The 18,402-nt window shown below is 68.1% G+C and carries 13 protein-coding genes; 3 read left to right on the forward strand and 10 right to left on the reverse strand.

Features of this window, described 5'->3' with window-relative positions; genetic code table 11:
• Positions 1–73: 73 nt before the first annotated feature.
• Positions 74–691, forward strand: coding sequence for a GNAT family N-acetyltransferase (locus OG446_RS18560; RefSeq protein ID WP_328895103.1), 618 nt, complete (start codon positions 74–76; stop codon positions 689–691).
• A gap of 76 nt (positions 692–767) precedes the next feature.
• Here the strand turns inward: OG446_RS18560 and trxA are convergent, their stop codons facing one another.
• The 7 genes from trxA to OG446_RS18595 all read right to left on the reverse strand — a co-directional run bounded on the left by trxA (position 768) and on the right by OG446_RS18595 (position 10,233).
• The gene (gene trxA, locus OG446_RS18565) at positions 768–1,097 is read right to left on the reverse strand and encodes a thioredoxin (protein WP_219569130.1); all 330 of its coding nucleotides are present in this window, start codon (positions 1,095–1,097) and stop codon (positions 768–770) included.
• Between the two features lie 42 nt (positions 1,098–1,139).
• A complete protein-coding gene (gene trxB, locus OG446_RS18570) occupies positions 1,140–2,102 on the reverse strand; it encodes a thioredoxin-disulfide reductase (RefSeq protein WP_148019650.1) in 963 nt (320 codons plus the stop codon).
• 133 nt (positions 2,103–2,235) lie between these two features.
• A complete protein-coding gene (locus OG446_RS18575) occupies positions 2,236–3,177 on the reverse strand; it encodes an anti-sigma factor family protein (protein WP_328895104.1) in 942 nt (313 codons plus the stop codon).
• A complete protein-coding gene (gene sigM / locus OG446_RS18580; RefSeq protein ID WP_328895105.1) occupies positions 3,174–3,878 on the reverse strand; it encodes an RNA polymerase sigma factor SigM in 705 nt (234 codons plus the stop codon). Before sigM ends, OG446_RS18575 begins: the two co-directional genes overlap by 4 nt.
• 25 nt (positions 3,879–3,903) lie before the next feature.
• Entirely contained in the window at positions 3,904–5,598 is a 1,695-nt protein-coding gene (locus OG446_RS18585; RefSeq protein WP_328895106.1) for a protein kinase family protein, read from the reverse strand.
• A 128-nt stretch (positions 5,599–5,726) separates the two neighbouring features.
• A complete protein-coding gene (gene murJ / locus OG446_RS18590) occupies positions 5,727–7,886 on the reverse strand; it encodes a murein biosynthesis integral membrane protein MurJ (protein WP_328895107.1) in 2,160 nt (719 codons plus the stop codon).
• 49 nt (positions 7,887–7,935) lie between these two features.
• Positions 7,936–10,233 carry a DUF6049 family protein gene (locus OG446_RS18595; RefSeq protein WP_328895108.1) on the reverse strand — a complete coding sequence of 766 codons (2,298 nt, stop codon included), beginning with the start codon at positions 10,231–10,233 and terminating at the stop codon, positions 7,936–7,938.
• A 183-nt stretch (positions 10,234–10,416) separates the two neighbouring features.
• On the opposite strand from OG446_RS18595, the gene OG446_RS18600 reads away from it, so the two are divergent.
• Complete coding sequence (locus OG446_RS18600) at positions 10,417–11,859, forward strand: CCA tRNA nucleotidyltransferase (RefSeq protein ID WP_328895109.1); 1,443 nt, start codon at positions 10,417–10,419, stop codon at positions 11,857–11,859.
• Between the two features lie 105 nt (positions 11,860–11,964).
• On the opposite strand, the gene OG446_RS18605 is transcribed toward OG446_RS18600, so the two are convergent.
• From OG446_RS18605 to OG446_RS18615, 3 genes are all read right to left on the reverse strand, one after another.
• Positions 11,965–13,242 carry an MFS transporter gene (locus OG446_RS18605; RefSeq protein ID WP_328895110.1) on the reverse strand — a complete coding sequence of 426 codons (1,278 nt, stop codon included), beginning with the start codon at positions 13,240–13,242 and terminating at the stop codon, positions 11,965–11,967.
• A gap of 124 nt (positions 13,243–13,366) precedes the next feature.
• Positions 13,367–14,449, reverse strand: coding sequence for an inositol-3-phosphate synthase (locus tag OG446_RS18610; protein WP_328895111.1), 1,083 nt, complete (start codon positions 14,447–14,449; stop codon positions 13,367–13,369).
• Between the two features lie 61 nt (positions 14,450–14,510).
• Complete coding sequence (locus tag OG446_RS18615; protein WP_328895112.1) at positions 14,511–15,215, reverse strand: PadR family transcriptional regulator; 705 nt, start codon at positions 15,213–15,215, stop codon at positions 14,511–14,513.
• Positions 15,216–15,617: 402 nt separating this feature from the next.
• Here OG446_RS18615 and OG446_RS18620 point away from each other — a divergent pair, with 402 nt between their 5' ends.
• Positions 15,618–18,359, forward strand: a complete 2,742-nt coding sequence (locus OG446_RS18620; RefSeq protein ID WP_328895113.1) for a transglycosylase domain-containing protein — start codon at positions 15,618–15,620, stop codon at positions 18,357–18,359.
• Positions 18,360–18,402 lie beyond the last annotated feature (43 nt).

The raw sequence follows: 18,402 nt of genomic DNA on the forward strand, positions 1-18,402 counted from the left end.
GATCCACCTCCGCGAACGGAGTGCACCGGCCGCCACACGATGCGGTGGGTGAAGGAAGTGAGGAACAGCCTTCATGGGGCGTCGGCTCGTACCGCTCACGCTGGACAACCTGCCTGATCTCCCTCAGCGTTGCCGCTCGTGTGTCTTCTGGGAGCTCGATCCGGTAAGGGGAGACGCCGCGGTCAAGGGCGGCCGAGCCGAACAGGAGAAGGAGTCCTGGATCTCCGCCGTTCTGCTGGAGTGGGGATCCTGCGGCCGCGTGGTCTATGTCGACGACGTTCCGGCCGGCTTCGTTCTCTACGCTCCGCCCGCCTACGTGCCGAGAGCGACTGCCTTTCCGACGAGTCCCGTCTCCCCCGACGCGGTTCAGCTGATGACTGCCCTGATCCTGCCCGGATACCGGGGTCAGGGACTGGGCCGGGTCATGGTGCAGACGGTGGCCAAGGACCTGATACGTCGAGGGTTCAAGGCGATCGAGGCCTTCGGGGACGCTCGCTGGAAGGAACCGGCCTGTGTGCTGCCCGCAGATCATCTGCTGGCTGTGGGCTTCAAGACCGTACGGCCCCACCCGGCGCACCCGCGGTTGAGACTGGAGCTGCGCACGACGTTGTCGTGGAAGGAAGACGTCGAGCTGGCTCTGGACCGGTTGCTGGGGGCTGTGCAGAAGGAGCCTGCGCTGCGGCCTCTGTGAGCAGGAACGTGAAACGGGCCCACCCCCCTGAGGGATGGGCCCGTTTCACGTGAAACAGCGGGACTGTTGTCCGGCTCTACTCGGTGATGAAGCCTTCGAGGTCGCGGAGGATCGCGGCCTTCGGCTTTGCGCCGACGATGGTCTTGGCGACCTCGCCACCCTGGTAGACGTTCAGCGTCGGGATGGACATGACGCCGTACTTGGCAGCGGTGGCCGGGTTCTCGTCGATGTTGAGCTTGACGATCTCGATCTCACCGTGCTCGGCCGCGATTGCCTCCAGGGAGGGGGCGATCTGACGGCACGGACCGCACCAGGCAGCCCAGAAGTCCACCAGCACGGGCTTGTCGCTCTTCAGGACGACTTCGTCGAAGGAGTCGTCAGTCACGTTCTTCAAGGCGCCGGCCACGGCGGCCTCCTTAACTTCGCGGGGTGTGGGGTGAGGCGTGGATCAGACGGTGGCTGCGGCGGCCTTCTCGTCGTCGGCGAGCGCGGCCAGGAAGCGCTCGGCGTCGAGGGCGGCGGAGCAGCCTGTTCCGGCAGCGGTGATGGCCTGCCGGTAGGTGTGGTCGACGACATCGCCGGCGCCGAAGACACCGGTGAGGTTGGTGCGCGTCGACGGCGCGGCGACCTTGAGGTAGCCCTCGTCGTCGAGGTCGAGCTGGCCCTTGAAGAGCTCCGTGCGCGGGTCGTGGCCGACGGCGATGAACAGGCCGGTCACGGGGAGCTCGGACGTCTCGCCGGTCTTCGTGTTGCGCAGGGTCAGTCCGGAGAGCTTCTGCTCGCCGTGGACACCGGCGACCTCGCTGTCCCAGGCGAACTTGATCTTCGGGTCGGCGAAGGCGCGGTCCTGCATGGCCTTGGAGGCGCGCAGCGAGTCGCGGCGGTGGACGATGGTGACCGACTTGGCGAAGCGGGAGAGGAACGTGGCCTCTTCCATCGCGGTGTCACCGCCGCCGACGACGGCGATGTCCTGGTCCTTGAAGAAGAAGCCGTCGCAGGTCGCGCACCAGGAGACGCCGCGTCCGGAGAGGGCGTCCTCGTTGGGCAGGCCGAGCTTGCGGTGCTGCGAACCGGTGGTGACGATGACGGCCTTGGCGCGGTGTACCGTGCCGGCGGTGTCGGTGACCGTCTTGATGTCACCCGTGAGGTCCACGGAGATCACGTCGTCCGGGATGAGCTCGGCACCGAAGCGCTCGGCCTGGGCACGCATGTTGTCCATGAGCTCCGGGCCCATGATCCCGTCCTGGAAGCCGGGGAAGTTCTCCACGTCGGTGGTGTTCATCAACGCGCCACCGGCGGTGACGGCGCCCTCGAACACCAGCGGCTTCAGCGAGGCACGCGCGGTATACAGGGCGGCTGTGTAGCCCGCGGGGCCGGAGCCAATGATGATCACATTACGCACGTCGCTCACGGGTTTCTTCCTCGTCTCTGCAGACTGCCTACTGTCCACGCCTACTGGGGTCGGTTCAACGACTCTCACCCCACCCAACGGATCCTACGGGGGATGCATTCCCGACGTGCCGGGGTGGCATCCGAGGTGATTTTCAGGGGCGGGCGTAGACGTGCGTCAGCAGGAGCTTTCCCTTGGCCGCAGGCTCGGCGCCGACACAAGCCGCGTCGACGACGTAGGCCTGAACCCTGGCGGAGTCCGTGGGGTGCGGCAGGACGACGAGGAAGGCGTCGGACCCTTCGTAGGTGCCCCGCTCGATGGCGAGGGCGGCCGTGTTCCGTCCGGTTCCCTGCTTGATGCAGGGGGGGACGGGCACGGAGGGCGCGCGGAGCGGGGTTTGAGGTGATGCGGATGTGGGCGACGTGGATTCCGCCGAAGACTTCGTGTCAGCGGAAGGATTCTGCTTTGCGCCACTGGAATCCTGCGGGCCGACCGTGTCCGTCCGAGAGCCCAGAAGGCTGTGGACCCGCTCTTCCAGTGTGGACTGCGAGAACGCCTGTGTTCCCTCCTGGGAAGCGCTGACGCCTTGGTCGGCCGCCTTGAAGCTGTCCGAACCCCCGGACGAGGTGACGTTCTGAAGAAGCAGGACGCTCACGCTGACGACAGCGGCGCCGAGTGCGGCGCCGAGCACTGCGTTTCGGCGCCGTCGGCGGACAGCGCTGCGGCCGGGACCGGTGGCGGCGCGTGAGTGCCCTGCGGGCCGGTCCGCGAGTTCCTTCGCCGCGACAGCGGGCTCTGTTTCACGTGAAACATCTGCCGTGGAGGCAGGCGCCGCGAAGGGGGCGCGGCCTCGTGCTTCCTCCGCGAGTGCGGCGTCCATGCGGTCCGCGACATCGGCGGGCATGGGTTCAGCGTCGGGCAGGGTGCCCAGGAGCCCACGGATCTCCTCCAGTGAGGCGAGTACATCGGAGCAGATCCCGCAGTCGGCCAGATGGCCTCGGACATCCTCGGCACGGGACGGGGGGAGCAGATCCTCGGTGAGGTCGGCGATCTCCGAGACGTCCGGGTGCCGGGTCGTGTCGGTCGTTGATGTCATGCGCGTCCACCTCCGCCCTTCGCTGCCGCTGGATCACCCGTGTCCACATCCCTTGGTCCCGCCGCCGGTGGGACGGATGCTCTCCGCGTCCGGTTCCCTTCGCTTCCCGGCTCCTCGCTGTCGCCGGTCCCGCTGCGGAGATGGGTGAGCTGGGGGGCCAGCCTGGCGCGTCCCCGCGCACAGCGGCTCTTCACGGTTCCGACCGGCACATCGAGGATGCGGGCCGCTTCCGCCACCGGGTACCCCTGCATATCGACGAGGACGAGGGCGGCACGTTGCTCGGCAGGGAGCGTGGCCAGGGCCGCGAACAGCTCGCGCTGAAGGTCCTGACGCTCGGCCGGTGCCTCGGCGGACTCGTGGGGCTCCATGAGCTGGTCGAGCCGCTCCGCGTCGTCGACCGGAGCGGTCTTCCTGGAGGAGGCCTTCCGGACCCGGTCCAGGCATGCGTTGACCGTGATCCGGTGCAGCCAGGTGGTGACCGCGGACTGGCCACGGAAGGTGTGGGCGGCGCGGAAGGCGGAGATCAGGGCGTCCTGTACGGCATCGGCCGCTTCCTCGCGGTCGCCCAGGGTCCGCAGCGCCACGGCCCACAGCCGGTCGCGATGACGTCGTACGAGCTCACCGAAGGCGTCCGGTTCGCCGGCGACGTGGTCGGCCAGAAGGTCCTGGTCGCTCGTGCCGGCGAATCTCGTGCTGTCCAACGGTGAGCCCCCTCCCCTGGCGCTGTCAGCTGGTGACCTTGATGTCCGAGATCTTGCCTCGGAAGTTCCCTGAATCGCTCGGTGGCAAATTGGTGAGCCAGACCAGAAGGTACCGTGCCTGGACGGGTTCGCCAGGCTTGAGTGCCACCTTTGTTCCGGAACCCTGTGCAACCTTGGTGAAGCCGGTGGGTAGCCCCGGCACCTCGGCACTGGTGGCCGTCCGCAACTCGACCGATGTGGTGCCACCCAGGAAGGTCACATCCACCGTGCCGACCTGCTGGACCTTGCCGAGGTCCAGCACGACACCCACGCCGTCCTTGAGCTTGCCGAAGTCGGCGGTGAAGTAGCCGTCGGTGTTCCAGTAACTTGTCGCGTCGTCGTCGTAGACGTGACTGATGTCCTTGGGCTTCTCGGACTGGTCCCCGAGGGGGTCGTAGTCCCGAGCGCCCATGATCGGTACCGGCTTGCTCTCCGCGACGGGCTTCGGCTCGTCGCCGTTCTCCGGGTTGGTCTGCGTCGTGCCAGGGTCGTCAGAGCCCTTGTCGCGGTCCAGGAGCGTCTCCGCCAGCTGCCAGCTGCCGAGACCGAGCGCGGCGATGAGCAGCGCGGACACGGCCCACTTGAGCGCCTTCCCGGTGCGGCTCTGGAGCGGGGCGGGAGGCACGGGGACAGGCTGGGTGCTGCCGGCGCCGGGTCCGGCCGGGCGCCCGTAGGTGCCCTGCTGGTACGTGGTCCGCTGGTACTCCGGCGGGGCGGTGAACGTGGGCTCGGGCGGGCGGATGCGCGGCATCGCCGCGACGGCCTTGGCGAGCTCGTCCGGAGTCGTGCACGGCTGCTCCTGGCGGGAGGCCGTGGCCCCGTCGTTGGCGAGCGCCCGCATGGCGATCTCGGAGAGACCGCGGTGGACTCCGGCCCGCACCTGGTCGGGTGCGATCAGCCCGACGCCCTTCGGGAGCCCGGTGAGGCCGTAGGCGTCGCTCTCGTAGGGCCAGCGCCGGGTCAGCGCCGCGTAGAGAAGGGCCCCGATCGCTTCGGTGTCGGCGCGCTGGGGTCCGTCGGAGGTGATCCCCCGCAGCGCGGCGTTCACCGCGAGGCCGCGGATGCGGTACTGGCCGGAGGAACTGCGCAGCACCGCCCCGGGCGTGAGCCTCAGATGGGCAAGGCCCTCGCGGTGCGCGGCGGCCATGGCCTGGGAGAGCTGACTGACGAGCTGGTAGGCGTCGTGGGCGTCCATCGGCCCCGCGCCCAGAAGGGCGGTCAGCTCGGTGGCGTCCGGAAGCCACTCATGGACGACGTAGACGAGATCGTTCTCCTCCACGGCGTCGAGGACCTGCACGAAGCGGGGGTCGCCGAGAAGGGCGGACGAACGGGCCGCAGCCAGCACGGAGCGGGCCCGTGGATGGTCCGCGGGCAGGAGATGCACTCCTACCGCGCGGCGCAGTTTCTCGTCGACAGCGCGCCAGCTGCTGAACCCGTCCAGACGGGTGACGCACTCCTCGAGCCGGTAGCGCCCGGCAAGCTTGTGACCGCTGTGCAGATCAGGGGTCGGCACGGTGGTTCCGGAGTCGCTCGACTCGCTCTCCGCGTCCTGAGGGCTTGTGCCCGTTGAATCCTGAGCTTCTGCCGTACCGTCGCTCGTGGCCTCGTCCGCCTTCGCGGCCAGCGGCTTGTCGCCACTGTTGTCGGCCACGTCGACGGCAGCCGTGCTACGTTCCGCCACCGTCGTTCCTGCCTCCCCATCCGTTGGGCGATGCCAGCCAGCCCCGCACAGTCACGCCAATTGTGCCCACACTCCGGCACCATGCACGACACGCGGGAACCGACGATGGTTGTGCGGGCCGGTGATCCTCAGCGGCCGAGCCTTCCCCTGATCATGCCGACCATGCCGTTGATCTCTTCGATCCGCATCCGCTTCGCCGCGACGACGAAGACTCCGAGCAGCACGATCCCGCCGCAGAGCAGGGCCAGGAGCGAGCCCGAGGCGCCGTCGCCGAGCACGTGGAGAAGGCCGAATCCCACCCCGCCGGCGATCACTGCCGCAGGGATCGCGGCGAGGCACAGCCGGGCGTAGGTACGCAGGACGTGAGCACCGTCCAGATCGCCGCCCAGGCGGTTGCGGAGCCGGCGCCACGCGATACCGACGCCGACGGCGTAGGCGAGCCCGTAGGAGGCGGCCATGCCGACCACGGCCCACTGGGCGGGCAGCACGACGTAGCAGACGGCCGAGGCGGCCGCGTTGACGAGGGCGACGATGACGGTGTTGTAGAAGGGCGTCCGGGTGTCCTCGTACGCGTAGAACCCGCGCAGCACCACGTACTGCACGGAGTAGGGAATCAGTCCGAGGCCGAAGGCCATCAGGATGAATCCCATGGAGCGGGCTGCCTCGGGGCCGCTGGAGGCGTAGAGCAGGGTGCACATCGGCACGCCCAGGGCGAGGAAGGCGAAGGCGACCGGCACGATGGCCACCGCCGAGTTGCGCAGGCCCTGGGAGATGTCGTCGCGTACCGCGCCCGGGTCGTTGTCGTGGGCGGCACGCGAGATGCGCGGCAGCAGCGCGGCCATGACCGAGACGGTGATGATCGCCTGCGGCATGCCCCAGATCAGCTGTGCGTTGGAGTACGCGAGGAAGCCCGCCCCGTTCTGGCCGGACGCCTTGCCCGCGGAGGTCGCGAGCTGGGTGACGACCAGCACACCGGCCTGGTTGGCGAGGACGAACAGGACCGTCCACTTGGCCAGCTTGACCGTCTTGCCGAGCCCGTGGCCCCTCCAGTCGAAGCGCGGACGGAAGCGGAATCCGGCCTCACGCAGATACGGGATCATGGCCAGGGCCTGGACGACGAGGCCGAGCAGGGTGCCGATACCCAGCAGCCGGACGCCCTCCGGCGGAATCGTCGTGACGCCCATCTGGGACTCGTGGGAAGTGCCGTACACCCAGATGAACAGGCCGAACGTGACGATCATGACGATGTTGTTGAGGACCGGGGTCCACATCATCGCGCCGAACTTCCCGCGGGCGTTGAGGATCTGCCCCATGACCACATGCACACCCATGAAGAAGATGGTGGGCAGGCAGTACCGGGCGAACGTGGTGGCCACGTTGTTGGCTGCGGGATCGCCGGCGATCGTCGACGACATCAGGCGGATGAGGAAGGGCGCGGCGAAGACCGCCACGGCGACGATCAGCGCGAGTGCGACCATCACCAGGGTCAGCAGCCGGTTGGCATAGGCCTCGCCCCCGTCCTCGTCGTCCTTCATCGAACGGACGAGCTGCGGGACGAAGACCGAGTTGAGGCCGCCGCCCACGGTGAGGATGTAGATCATCGTCGGCAGCGTGTACGCGATGGTGAAGCTGTCACCGAGCAGGGCCGCGCCGAGCGCGGCGGTGATCACCAGGCTGCGGATGAAGCCGGTGAGCCGTGAGACGAGGGTGCCTGCGGCCATGACCGCGCTGGACTTCAGCAGGCTGGACGCCCGCCCGCCGCCCGACTTCGGCGGCGCGGGTGCGGGGGCCGGCTCGGGCCGGTGCGAGGCCGGGACCCCCGCCGGGCCCTCCTGGTCCCGGAAGAGGTGCGCGAAAGCGTCCGGCTCCTCGCGGTTCGTCGACGCCTGGGTGACGAGGTCGTCGATGCCCACGAACTGGGTCGTCGCGGCGTCGTCCCCGTACGGAAGGTGACGCGACGGGCCGTCCGGCTCGGGGGGCGGGGTCTGCGCCCAGATCCGCGGATCGGGCGGGTACTGGGCTGCCGGCGGCTGCTGGTAGAGCGGCTGCGGCTGCTGGTAGGTCCCGGGGGGCGGCGGCGGATGCGCGGCGCGGTCGTACAGCGCCTCGCTCACCGGGTCCTGGGCGGAGAGATCCTGGGACCGGTAGGGGTCGTAGTCATACGCGTCCTGCAGATACGGGTCCGGGGCAGGGGGTACCTGCTCCGGACCCGGGGGCATCGCCGGCTCTCCGGGATACCCCGCTCCGCCCGTACCCTGACCGCGATCACCGTCGTACGGCGCGTTCATCGAAACCCCACCTCATCGTCCCCGGCCGACCGGCCACGACAGACATCGCTCAACGGTCCACTTTCTCACCCGTGCCCGACGGCTCCGTGCTTTCGGGACCGGTGTCCGGCGTCGGGTCACTCGGCTGCTCGGGTTCACTGCCGTCGTCACCCGCCGCGCCGCCCGCGTTGGCACGCTTGCGATGTGCATACATCCGGATTCCGGCGAGGACCAGGAGCAGGAGGCCACCGGCGATCACGAGCAGCACGGTGGGGGTGAGCTCGGACACCTTCACGGTGAACGCCATCTCCGCGCCGTACGGCCTGCCGTCGTCCGTGTAGAGCTGCGCGGTCATCTGCACCTGACCGTTGATGTTGGCCGCCGCATCGAACTTCACGGACTGGCTGTGACCGGCGCCGATCTGGATCGGCTGCTCCGCCACGGCTCCGCCGTCGTTCAGCTCAAGGCGCGTCGCGTTCTCCGACTTCAGCCGGAGCACCAGATGATCGACGTCCTGGAGAAGCCTGTTCTGCACCGTCACGGGAATCGTGGCGCTGCGGCCGGACAGCGTGACGTCCGACTTCGAGATGAGCTGGACCTCGTTGATGAGGCCCTGGAGGTAGGTGCGTACCGAATCCCGGTACTGCTGGGCCTCCAGGGGCTTGCCCCGCCACGACGTCGACATGGACCGGTTGACGGCGTTGCCGAAGGGGGTCACGACCCGCTCGGGCTGGGTGAGGACGACCTGGAAGTTGTCGAGCGAGGCCTGGGTGGACTTGATGTCCTGGAAGGCCTGGGTCGGCAGCTCCTGGCTGCGCAGCTTCTTGGGGTACTGGGACGTCCGGGGGACCGTGGTGGTCGCCTCGGCGTCGGGCTTCGCCGCAGCTGCCTCGATCAGGGTCTGGGACTCGGTCCAGCGCCCGTCGTCCAGGGCGTGGAGCGCGCGCGCCATCGACTGGGCCTGGGCGATGGTCGGCATCCGCTGGGGAGCCACGACGACGCTCCGGTCCTTGTCCGTGTCCTGCTCGGACAGCGCGAGCGTGAGGGCGAGGAACTTCTGCACGGCGAGCGTGGAGTCCCCGGCCTTCGCCATGTCGCCCTGGAAGGCCTTGGAGAGCCGGGCGTCGGACACCACCGCCGTGGTGCCGCCGCCGATGGGCCGCGCGGCGGTCGGTGTGTACGACAGGCCGGCGATCTCCTGGAGGCTGTCGCTGCGGGCGATCACGTTGTGGGCACCCGTCGAGGTGGCGACATCCACGATGGACGGGTCGATCGCACCGTCGACGGGCCAGGCGAAGTCGGTCGACGGCTTCAGATGGAGGATCGTCTCCACCGTCACCCCGGCGACCTCGCTGGCCGTCTGGAGGTGGCTGAGCGTGCCCGACACGTTCTTGCCGCGGTGCGCGATGGAAGCCAGATCGGGGTCCCCGAAGGGCAGCGCGACGACCTTGCTGTCCGCCACGGCAGCTTCCAGTGAGCTGAGCCACTTCTTGGCCACTGCCTGGTTCGTCCCGGCGACCGTGGTGTCACCCGACTTGACGCGATAGCTCTTGGTCATGGCATCGACGCTGGCGAGCAGATCCGGGTCGATGACCCAGGTCACGGGCAGTTGGCTGCCGAGTGACACCATCCGTTCGAGGCGGCCGCCCGGCGCGATCTCGGCTGCCAGGTCGTCATCGGCGAATACCGGGGTCTGCTGCTCGTCGGAACCGGTCTCCGCGGTGAGATGCGCCGACGCGATCAGCGGCCACAGGTAGCTGATGCCGGTCTTGGAGTCACTGTCCTTGTTCTGCCAGGGCAGGAACGTCCGCTTGATGCCGAGTACGTGGTCGTACTGAGCGGCGGCCGTCCGGCCCGACAACGAGACGCCCAGCTGGTAGACGCCGTCGTCGCCGAGGTCCAGCTTGCTGACCGGCACGGACAGCGTGAAGTCCTGGCTGATGCCCGAAGGAAGCGTGGCGATCTTGGCCGTGTACTTGCCGCCGACCGGGTAGGGATCCGCTCCCGGGTCGTACCCCGTCCGCTGAGCGGCCGCGTCGATCGAGGTCCTGCCGTAGAGCCGCGGGCCCACGCGCAGATCGACCTGTGCGTCGGTGACGGTTTCCTTGCCCCTGTTGACCAGGGTGCCGGAGATGGTGAGCGTGTCCCCCTTCACCGGGGCGCTCGGCGTCAGGGTGTCCAGGGATACCGAGACGGTGCTGGAGCCCGTGGGGGCCTTGCTCGTCCCGCCGGCCTGCGCCTGCGGGGCGGCCACCCCGGCCAGCAGTGCGGCGACGAGCGGGGCCGCGGCGAGCACGGCGGCTGTGCGCCGCAGCCACCGACGGGCAGGAGAGGGACTCGTCCCCTGGTTGTCTGCCGCCTCGGCCACGCGTACCCGTCCCTCGTCGTCGTCAGCTGCTGTCGAGCGTTGTCTCCGTCGCTGCGTCCCCGCATGGTAACGATCTGCGCCGCGGTCAAGTGCCAGGGAGTGGGTCACACGAGGGGGAGCGTCTCGCAGCGTGAACGGAAACCATGACGTCCGGGCCGGTCCGGGCACGTACCCTTTTCTGTTGTGCCGAACGCCAATGAAGACAACTCCAGCGCCCTGACCCAGGTGCAGCTCCGCGCAGTCAGTGAACTGCTGCGGGTGTCGCCGGTCGCCGACGATCTCGCCCGCCGATTCCAGGATGCAGGATTCGGTCTCGCCCTGGTCGGCGGGTCGGTCCGGGACGCGCTCCTCGGCCGGCTGGGGAACGACCTGGACTTCACGACCGACGCGCGCCCCGAGGACGTGCTGAAGATCGTCAGGCCCTGGGCGGACTCGGTGTGGGAGGTCGGGATCGCCTTCGGCACGGTGGGCGCGCAGAAGGACGGCTACCAGATCGAAGTCACCACATACCGGTCCGAGGCGTACGACAGGACCTCGCGGAAGCCCGAGGTCTCCTACGGCGACTCCATTGACGAGGACCTCGTCCGCCGCGATTTCACGGTGAACGCGATGGCCGTCGCGCTGCCGCAGAAGGAGTTCGTCGATCCGTACGGTGGCCTCGATGACCTGGCGGAGCGAGTGCTGCGCACTCCGGGCACACCTGAGGACTCCTTCTCCGACGATCCGCTGCGCATGCTCCGTGCCGCGCGCTTCGCCGCGCAGCTCGACTTCGAGGTGGCCCCGGATGTCGTCGCCGCGATGTCGGAGATGGCGGGCCGGATCGAGATCGTCTCTGCCGAGAGGGTCCGGGAGGAGCTCAACAAGCTGCTGCTCTCCTCGCATCCCCGTAAGGGGCTCGCGCTCCTCGTCGACACGGGACTGGCCGACCATGTCCTTCCCGAACTCCCCGCGCTCCGGCTGGAACGTGACGAGCATCACCGTCACAAGGATGTGTACGAGCACTCCCTGACCGTCCTGGAGCAGGCGATCGACCTGGAGCAGGACGGCCCGGATCTCGTGCTGCGCCTCGCCGCTCTCCTCCATGACATCGGCAAGCCGAGGACCCGGCGTTTCGAGAAGGACGGGCGGGTCTCGTTCCACCACCACGAAGTGGTGGGCGCCAAGATGGTCAAGAAGCGCATGACCGATCTCAAGTACTCCAACGACATGGTCAAGGACGTTGCCAAGCTGGTGGAGCTGCACCTGCGCTTCCACGGGTACGGCGACGGGGAGTGGACCGACTCGGCGGTCCGTCGCTATGTGCGCGATGCGGGCCCCCTGCTGGAGCGGCTGCACAAGTTGACCCGCTCGGACTGCACCACGCGCAACAAGCGCAAGGCCAGTGCTCTCTCGCGGACGTACGACGGGCTTGAGGAGCGCATCGCTCAGTTGCAGGACCAGGAGGAGCTGGACTCGATCCGGCCGGACCTGGACGGCAACGAGATCATGCAGATCCTGGACGTCGGGCCGGGGCCGGTCATCGGCAAGGCGTACGCGTTCCTGCTTGAGCTTCGGCTGGAGAACGGGCCGATGGAGCACGACGCGGCAGTCGCAGAGCTCAAGAAGTGGTGGGCGGCACAGGGCTGAGGTCGCGAAGACCGGCTCGGTCCCCAGGGCGGCTGGTCATGTTTCACGTGAAACATGACCAGCCGCGGATACGTCGAGGGCGCTGTTTCACGTGAAACAGCGCCCTCAGTCGAATCGGCGCGCCCGGTCGGTCCTGCTCCATCGCCACAGCATCACGGCCGTGAGGGCGTAGAGGAGAGCGACGCCGATCACCACCGTTGCTGATCTCCCGTCTGCGGGAAGGAGGAGTGCGGAGGCTGCGGCGGCGCCCACGAAGGCCACGTTGAACAGCACGTCATAGAGCGAGAAGACTCTGCCGCGGAACGAGTCGTCCACCGCCGTCTGCACCACGGTGTCCGTCGCGATTTTCGCTCCCTGGGTCACCAGGCCGAGAACGAACGCTGCGACGAGCATCGGGGCGGGCCTGAACCAGAGGCCCAGGGCCGGCTCAAGAACAGCGGCCGCCGCAGCACACACCACCATCCAGCGGAACCGTCCCAGTCGGCCTGCGGCCCAGGGAGTCAGTACAGCCGCTGCGAAGAAGCCCGCACCGGACACCCCGACCGCCAGGCCGAGCAGCGCCAGCCCGTCGGAGTCGTTGTCGGTCCAGGCGTACCGGCACAGCATCAGGACCATGACCGTCAGCGCCCCGTAACAGAAGCGGATCACCGTCATGGCGGCCAGTGCCCGCGCGGCGCTCCTCCGTTCTGCCAGATGGTGCAATCCGTGGCGCAGCCCGCGTGCGGTAGTGACCAGTGCCGCACGCAGGCGAAGGTGGCTTTCGCTCCGGTCCGGACCCAGCAGGCCGGAAGCCAGGCTCAGGGAGGCCAGTGCCGAGGCGAGATACAGGCCGGCGCCCAGGAGCACCACCGCGGCGTCGGAGTCCGAGAGGATCAGGCGAACAGCGAAGGCGAGACCGCCGCCCGCCGTGGCGGCGAGGGTGCCCGCGGTCGGTGACAGCGAGTTGGCCAGGACCAGCAGGTCCCGGTCGACGACGCGTGGCAGCGCGGCGGAGAGGCCGGCCAGGACGAAACGGTTGACCGCGGTCACACAGAGCGCCGAGGCATAGAAGAGCCAGTCGGGGGCTGAGCCGAGGATCAGGAGCGCGGTACAGCAGGCGAGCGCGGCGCGCAGCAGGTTGCCGTACAGGAAGACCTGCCTGCGCGGCCAGCGGTCCAGCAGCACACCGGCGAACGGGCCGATGAGCGAGTAGGGCAGCAGGAGTACGGCCATTGCGGAGGCGATCGCCCCGGCTGATGCCTGCTTCTCCGGAGAGAAGACGACATGCGCCGCGAGAGCCACCTGATAGACGCCGTCGGCCGACTGGGACAGGATCCGCACGGCCAGCAGGCGGCGGAAGTTCCGAAGGCGCAGGAGTACGCGCAGGTCACGCACGACGGGCATGGGAGCAAGGGTCACATACGTTGAGGGTCCCCGGGCGGATTGCCCGGGGACCCTCAAGGGTGCGTGAGCCAAGGAGCGTTGCCGCTCCTCACTGCTCCGCGCCGATGCACCGTGTCAGGTGACGTTACTGGGAGACCTCACCGCGGATGAACTTCTCGACGTTCTCGCGGGCCTCGTCGTCGAAGTACTGGACCGGCGGGGACTTCATGAAGTACGAGGAAGCGGAGAGGATCGGGCCGCCGATGCCGCGGTCCTTCGCGATCTTCGCGGCGCGGACGGCGTCGATGATGACACCGGCCGAGTTCGGGGAGTCCCAGACCTCGAGCTTGTACTCCAGGTTCAGCGGAACGTCGCCGAACGCGCGGCCCTCAAGGCGCACGTACGCCCACTTGCGGTCGTCCAGCCAGGCCACGTAGTCCGACGGACCGATGTGGACGTTGTCCGCACCGAGGTCGCGGTCACGGATCTGCGAGGTGACGGCCTGCGTCTTCGAGATCTTCTTGGACTCAAGGCGCTCACGCTCGAGCATGTTCTTGAAGTCCATGTTGCCGCCGACGTTCAGCTGCATCGTGCGGTCCAGGACGACGCCCCGGTCCTCGAAGAGCTTCGCCATCACGCGGTGCGTGATGGTGGCGCCGACCTGCGACTTGATGTCGTCGCCGACGATCGGGACACCGGCCTCGGTGAACTTGTCCGCCCACTCCTTGGTGCCGGCGATGAAGACCGGGAGGGCGTTGACGAACGCGACCTTGGCGTCGATGGCGCACTGCGCGTAGAACTTCGCAGCGACCTCGGAGCCGACGGGCAGGTAGCAGACGAGGACGTCGACCTTGCGGTCCTTGAGGATCTGGACGATGTCGACCGGGGCCTCGGCCGACTCCTCGATGGTCTCGCGGTAGTACTTGCCCAGGCCGTCGTGGGTGTGGCCGCGCTGGACGGTCACGCCGGCGCTCGGCACGTCGCAGAGCTTGATGGTGTTGTTCTCGCTGGCGCCGATGGCGTCCGAGAGGTCGAGGCCGACCTTCTTCGCGTCGACGTCGAAGGCGGCGACGAACTCGACGTCGCTGACGTGGTAATCGCCGAACTGGACGTGCATCAGGCCGGGCACCTTGCCGGCCGGATCGGCGTCCTTGTAGTACTCGACGCCCTGGACCAGCGAGGCGGCGCAGTTGCCCACGCCGACGATGGCTACGCGAACCGAACCCATTCCGGTTGCTCCCTGTGTGTAATGGATGTTCCTGATGAGGCCCCGCGGATCTGCGGGGAACTCACTTGGCGGTGTCGCCGGACGGATCCGGCGGGTTGTTACCCCGCCGGGGCAGGCCGTCCGGCTCTCCTGCGGTGTTCTGCTGAGCTGAGCCCTCGGGCGAGGATCGTCGCTGATCCCGTCCCGACCGCTCGCTCTCGATGAGCTCGTTCAGCCAGCGCACTTCGCGCTCCACGGACTCCATGCCGTGTCGCTGAAGCTCAAGTGTGTAGTCGTCGAGGCGCTCGCGGGTGCGGGCCAGAGAGGCGCTCATCTTCTCGAGGCGCTCCTCCAGCCGGCTGCGACGGCCTTCCAGCACCCGCATCCGCACGTCGTGCTCCGTCTGCCCGAAGAAGGCGAAACGAGCAGCGAAGTGCTCGTCCTCCCAGGAGTCGGGGCCGGTGTGCGAGAGCAGTTCCTCGAAGTGTTCCTTACCTTCTGCCGTCAACCGGTAGACGATCTTGGCGCGGCGCCCTGCCAGTGAAGAGGCGGGGGCGACCGCACGGCCGGCGCCGGGCGGAAGGTCTGCCGGAACATTCCCCGGTTCCTCGATCAACCAGCCGTTGGCGACCAGCGTCTTGAGGCAGGGGTAAAGGGTTCCGTAGCTGAAGGCACGGAAGATCCCCAACGAGGTATTGAGGCGCTTGCGCAGCTCGTAACCGTGCATCGGGGACTCGCGGAGCAGCCCGAGGACGGCGAACTCGAGGATGCCTGAGCGTCTGCTCAACCTCGCCTCCTCCTTCTCCGAGTGCTCTCACGTGACTTTGTGCCGAGCCGATGTACCGGGTCGATGTACCGAGCTGATGTATCGACTCGATACATCAGCACGATAGATCGGACTGAGGGCTGCGACAAGGGGGGCCTTAGTGAGCGGCGTCACATCGCTAATTCGTAGCAACCGACTTGCGTAATTTGGGGTGAAGTTCGGCCCCAGGAGGGTTTTGACCGTGCGTAGTCTGTGCGGCATGCAGACCACCGGGAACCGCGTGACGTCCGAACGCGTCAGTTTTCGCGGACTGACCGGATGCACTGCGGATGAGCCTGTCGCAGGGCTGGTCCGTAATTCGGGGGGACCGGATCTCAACTGCCGCTTCCAGGCGATCTCGCCTGCCCGAGGAGTAGTCGTTCGATGAGCGAGCACCGTCGCAAGATGCCGCAACCGCAAGGTGGCGGGCGTGCCGCGGCCAGACGAGCCGCCCAGCAGTCCACTGGACGCCGCGCGGCACCGTCACGTGGAGTGACGTCTGAATCACCTTCCGATTCCTATGGCGAGGATTCCCCGTACGGCGGGCGCGCCGCGGCCAGACGGGCCGCACAGCGCGGCGGCGGTGGCCGCGGCGGCTCCGACGGCGGGGGCGGCGGCCGACGTCGCGGAGGCGGGGACGGCGGCCACGAGGGCCCCGGCCGTGGGCGTGGGCGCGGAAGCCAGCGTCCGGCCAAGAAGCGCTTCATCGACTACCCGCGAGCCGGCAGGTACGGCGTGCGGCGCTGGATGCCGTCGTGGAAGCTGGTCTCCGGGCTGTGCATCGCCTTTCTCGGCCTTCTGATGGGGCTCGCCGGCCTTGCGTACGCGATGGTCGCCAAACCCGAGGTCCAGGCGGCCGCGAAGGCGGAGAACAACGTCTACTTCTGGAAAGACGGCTCGCAGATGGTGGCCACCGGCGGTGATGTCAACCGCCAGATCATCGACTACGCCCAGATCCCGGAAGCGATGCGCAACGCCGTCATCTCGGCGGAGAACAAGACCTTCGACACCGACCACGGCATCGACCCGATGGGCATCGCCCGGGCCGTGTTCAACATGGCCAAGGGCGGCCAGACCCAGGGTGGCTCGACGATCACCCAGCAGTACGTGAAGAACTCGCGGCTCTCGCAGGACCAGACCCTGAGCCGCAAGTTCGAAGAACTCTTCATCACGCTGAAGGTCGGCAGCGAGATGGACAAGAAGCAGATCATGGCGGGGTACCTCAACGTCTCGTACTACGGACGTGGCGCCTCCGGCATCCAGGCGGCAGCCCGTACGTACTACGGCAAGGACGCCAAGGCGCTGGACCCGAGCCAGTGCGCCTTCCTGGCCACCCTGCTCAAGGGGGCCAGCTACTACGACCCCGCGGGTGCCGTGGAGGTCGACCCGGTGGAGGCGACCCCGGAGAAGAACACGGCACGGGCGATCAAGCGCTGGAAGTGGATCCTTGACGAGGAGGTCAAGGACGGCCGCATGGAGCAGTCGGAACGCGACAAGTACACCGAGTTCCCGATGCCCGACAAGCCGAAGAAGGACGCTCAGCTGGGCGGCCAGATCGGCTACCTCGTCGCCATGGCCCGGTCCAACTTCCTCAGCAACTACGACATCACCCGCGACCAGCTCGACCAGGGCGGCTACGAGATCCACACGACCTTCGACAAGAAGAAGGTCGCCCAGCTCAGCAAGGCCGTCAAGCGGGTCTACGACGAGAAGATCGACCTCAAGAAGCGCCCCACGAAGGACACCCACGTCCAGTTCGGCGGCTCGTCGGTGAATCCGAAGACCGGAGCCATCGAGGCGATCTACGGCGGTGTCGACGCGACGAAGCACTACACCAGCAACGCCGATCCCACCGGCGCCGCGGTCGGCTCGACCTTCAAGCCGTTCGTCCTGGCGGCAGCGATGGAGTACGGCAAGCGGGATCCCTCGGGCGGTCCCGAGCAGGACGAGTCGCAGCGTACGAAGGTCTCGCCGAAGAGCATCTACAACGGCGACAACAAGCTGAAGATCAAGAAGTACAACGGCGACGTCTGGACGGACGAGAACGGCAAGGAGTGGCTCCAGGTCAACGACGGGGACGACTCGCTGGGCAACGTCACCCTGCGCGAGGCGATGCGGGTGTCCGCCAACTCTCCCTACGTGCAGCTGGGCATGGACGTCGGCACCGACAAGGTGAAGGACGTGGCCCTCGCTGCGGGCCTGAAGGACGACCAGTACATGGCGAACGCGAGCGTGCCGTCGTTCTCGATCGGCACCTCCTCGCCCAGTACGACCCGTATGGCCGGGGCGTACGCCACCTTCGCGGCCAGCGGCCAGCAGCGTGAGCCCTTCTCGGTGACCGAGGTGAAGAAGGGCGGCGAGGTCGTCTACCAGCACAAGGTGGTGGCCAAGAGCGCCTTCTCCAACATCATCGCCGACAACGTCACCGACGTCCTCAAGAACGTCGTCGACAAGGGAACCGGCACACCGGCCAAGCTTCCCGGGCGGGACGTCGCGGGCAAGACGGGTACGACGGACGACAACCTGTCCGCCTGGTTCGTGGGCTACACGCCGCAGTTGTCGACCGCGATCAGCATGTACCGGCTGGACGACAACGAGAAGAACAAGGACCGCAAGTTCCTGAAGATGTACGGCACCGGTGGTGAGACGTCGATCCACGGTGCGTCGTTCCCCGCGCAGATCTGGCACGACTACATGGCCGAGGCGTTGGACGGCCAGGAGAAGCTGTCCTTCCCGAAGCCGGAGCCGATCGGCGAAACGGTCTACGGAGGCGGAGCGAAGAGCCCCACGCCGACGCCCACGCCGACGCCCACCCCGACGCCGACCGAGACGGAGACCGTCAAGCCGTCTCCCACTCCTGAGAACCCCACGCCCGACCCGTCGCAGACGACCTGCGGCACGTGGGACGTGAACTGCCAGAACAACAACGGCGGCAATTCCACAGGCTGGACCGACGGCGGCGCCGACGCCGGGACGACCGACGGCGGGACCGGCGGCACGGATGCCGGGACCACCACCGGAACCACGGAGGGCGAGACCGACGGGGGTACCAGCCCCTCGCCCGACACAGGTGGCGCCGGCAACGCCAACAGCAACGGGACCGGCTGGATCGGCGGCGGCGGATAGCGTCCACCCTCGCGCGTCCGACGGGCCCGCGCGAGGCGATCCG

It is taken from the genome of Streptomyces sp. NBC_00236 (assembly GCF_036195045.1).
Taxonomy (GTDB): Bacteria; Actinomycetota; Actinomycetes; order Streptomycetales; family Streptomycetaceae; genus Streptomyces.

Bases quoted from the DNA above. Each gene is read 5' to 3' on its own strand.
- OG446_RS18560 (WP_328895103.1), top strand. From the start codon at position 74: ATGGGGCGTCGGCTCGTACCGCTCACGCTGGACAACCTGCCTGATCTC.
- OG446_RS18575 (WP_328895104.1), bottom strand. From the start codon at position 3,177: ATGACATCAACGACCGACACGACCCGGCACCCGGACGTCTCGGAGATC.
- murJ (WP_328895107.1), bottom strand. From the start codon at position 7,886: ATGAACGCGCCGTACGACGGTGATCGCGGTCAGGGTACGGGCGGAGCG.
- OG446_RS18605 (WP_328895110.1), bottom strand. From the start codon at position 13,242: ATGCCCGTCGTGCGTGACCTGCGCGTACTCCTGCGCCTTCGGAACTTC.
- OG446_RS18610 (WP_328895111.1), bottom strand. From the start codon at position 14,449: ATGGGTTCGGTTCGCGTAGCCATCGTCGGCGTGGGCAACTGCGCCGCC.
- OG446_RS18620 (WP_328895113.1), top strand. From the start codon at position 15,618: ATGAGCGAGCACCGTCGCAAGATGCCGCAACCGCAAGGTGGCGGGCGT.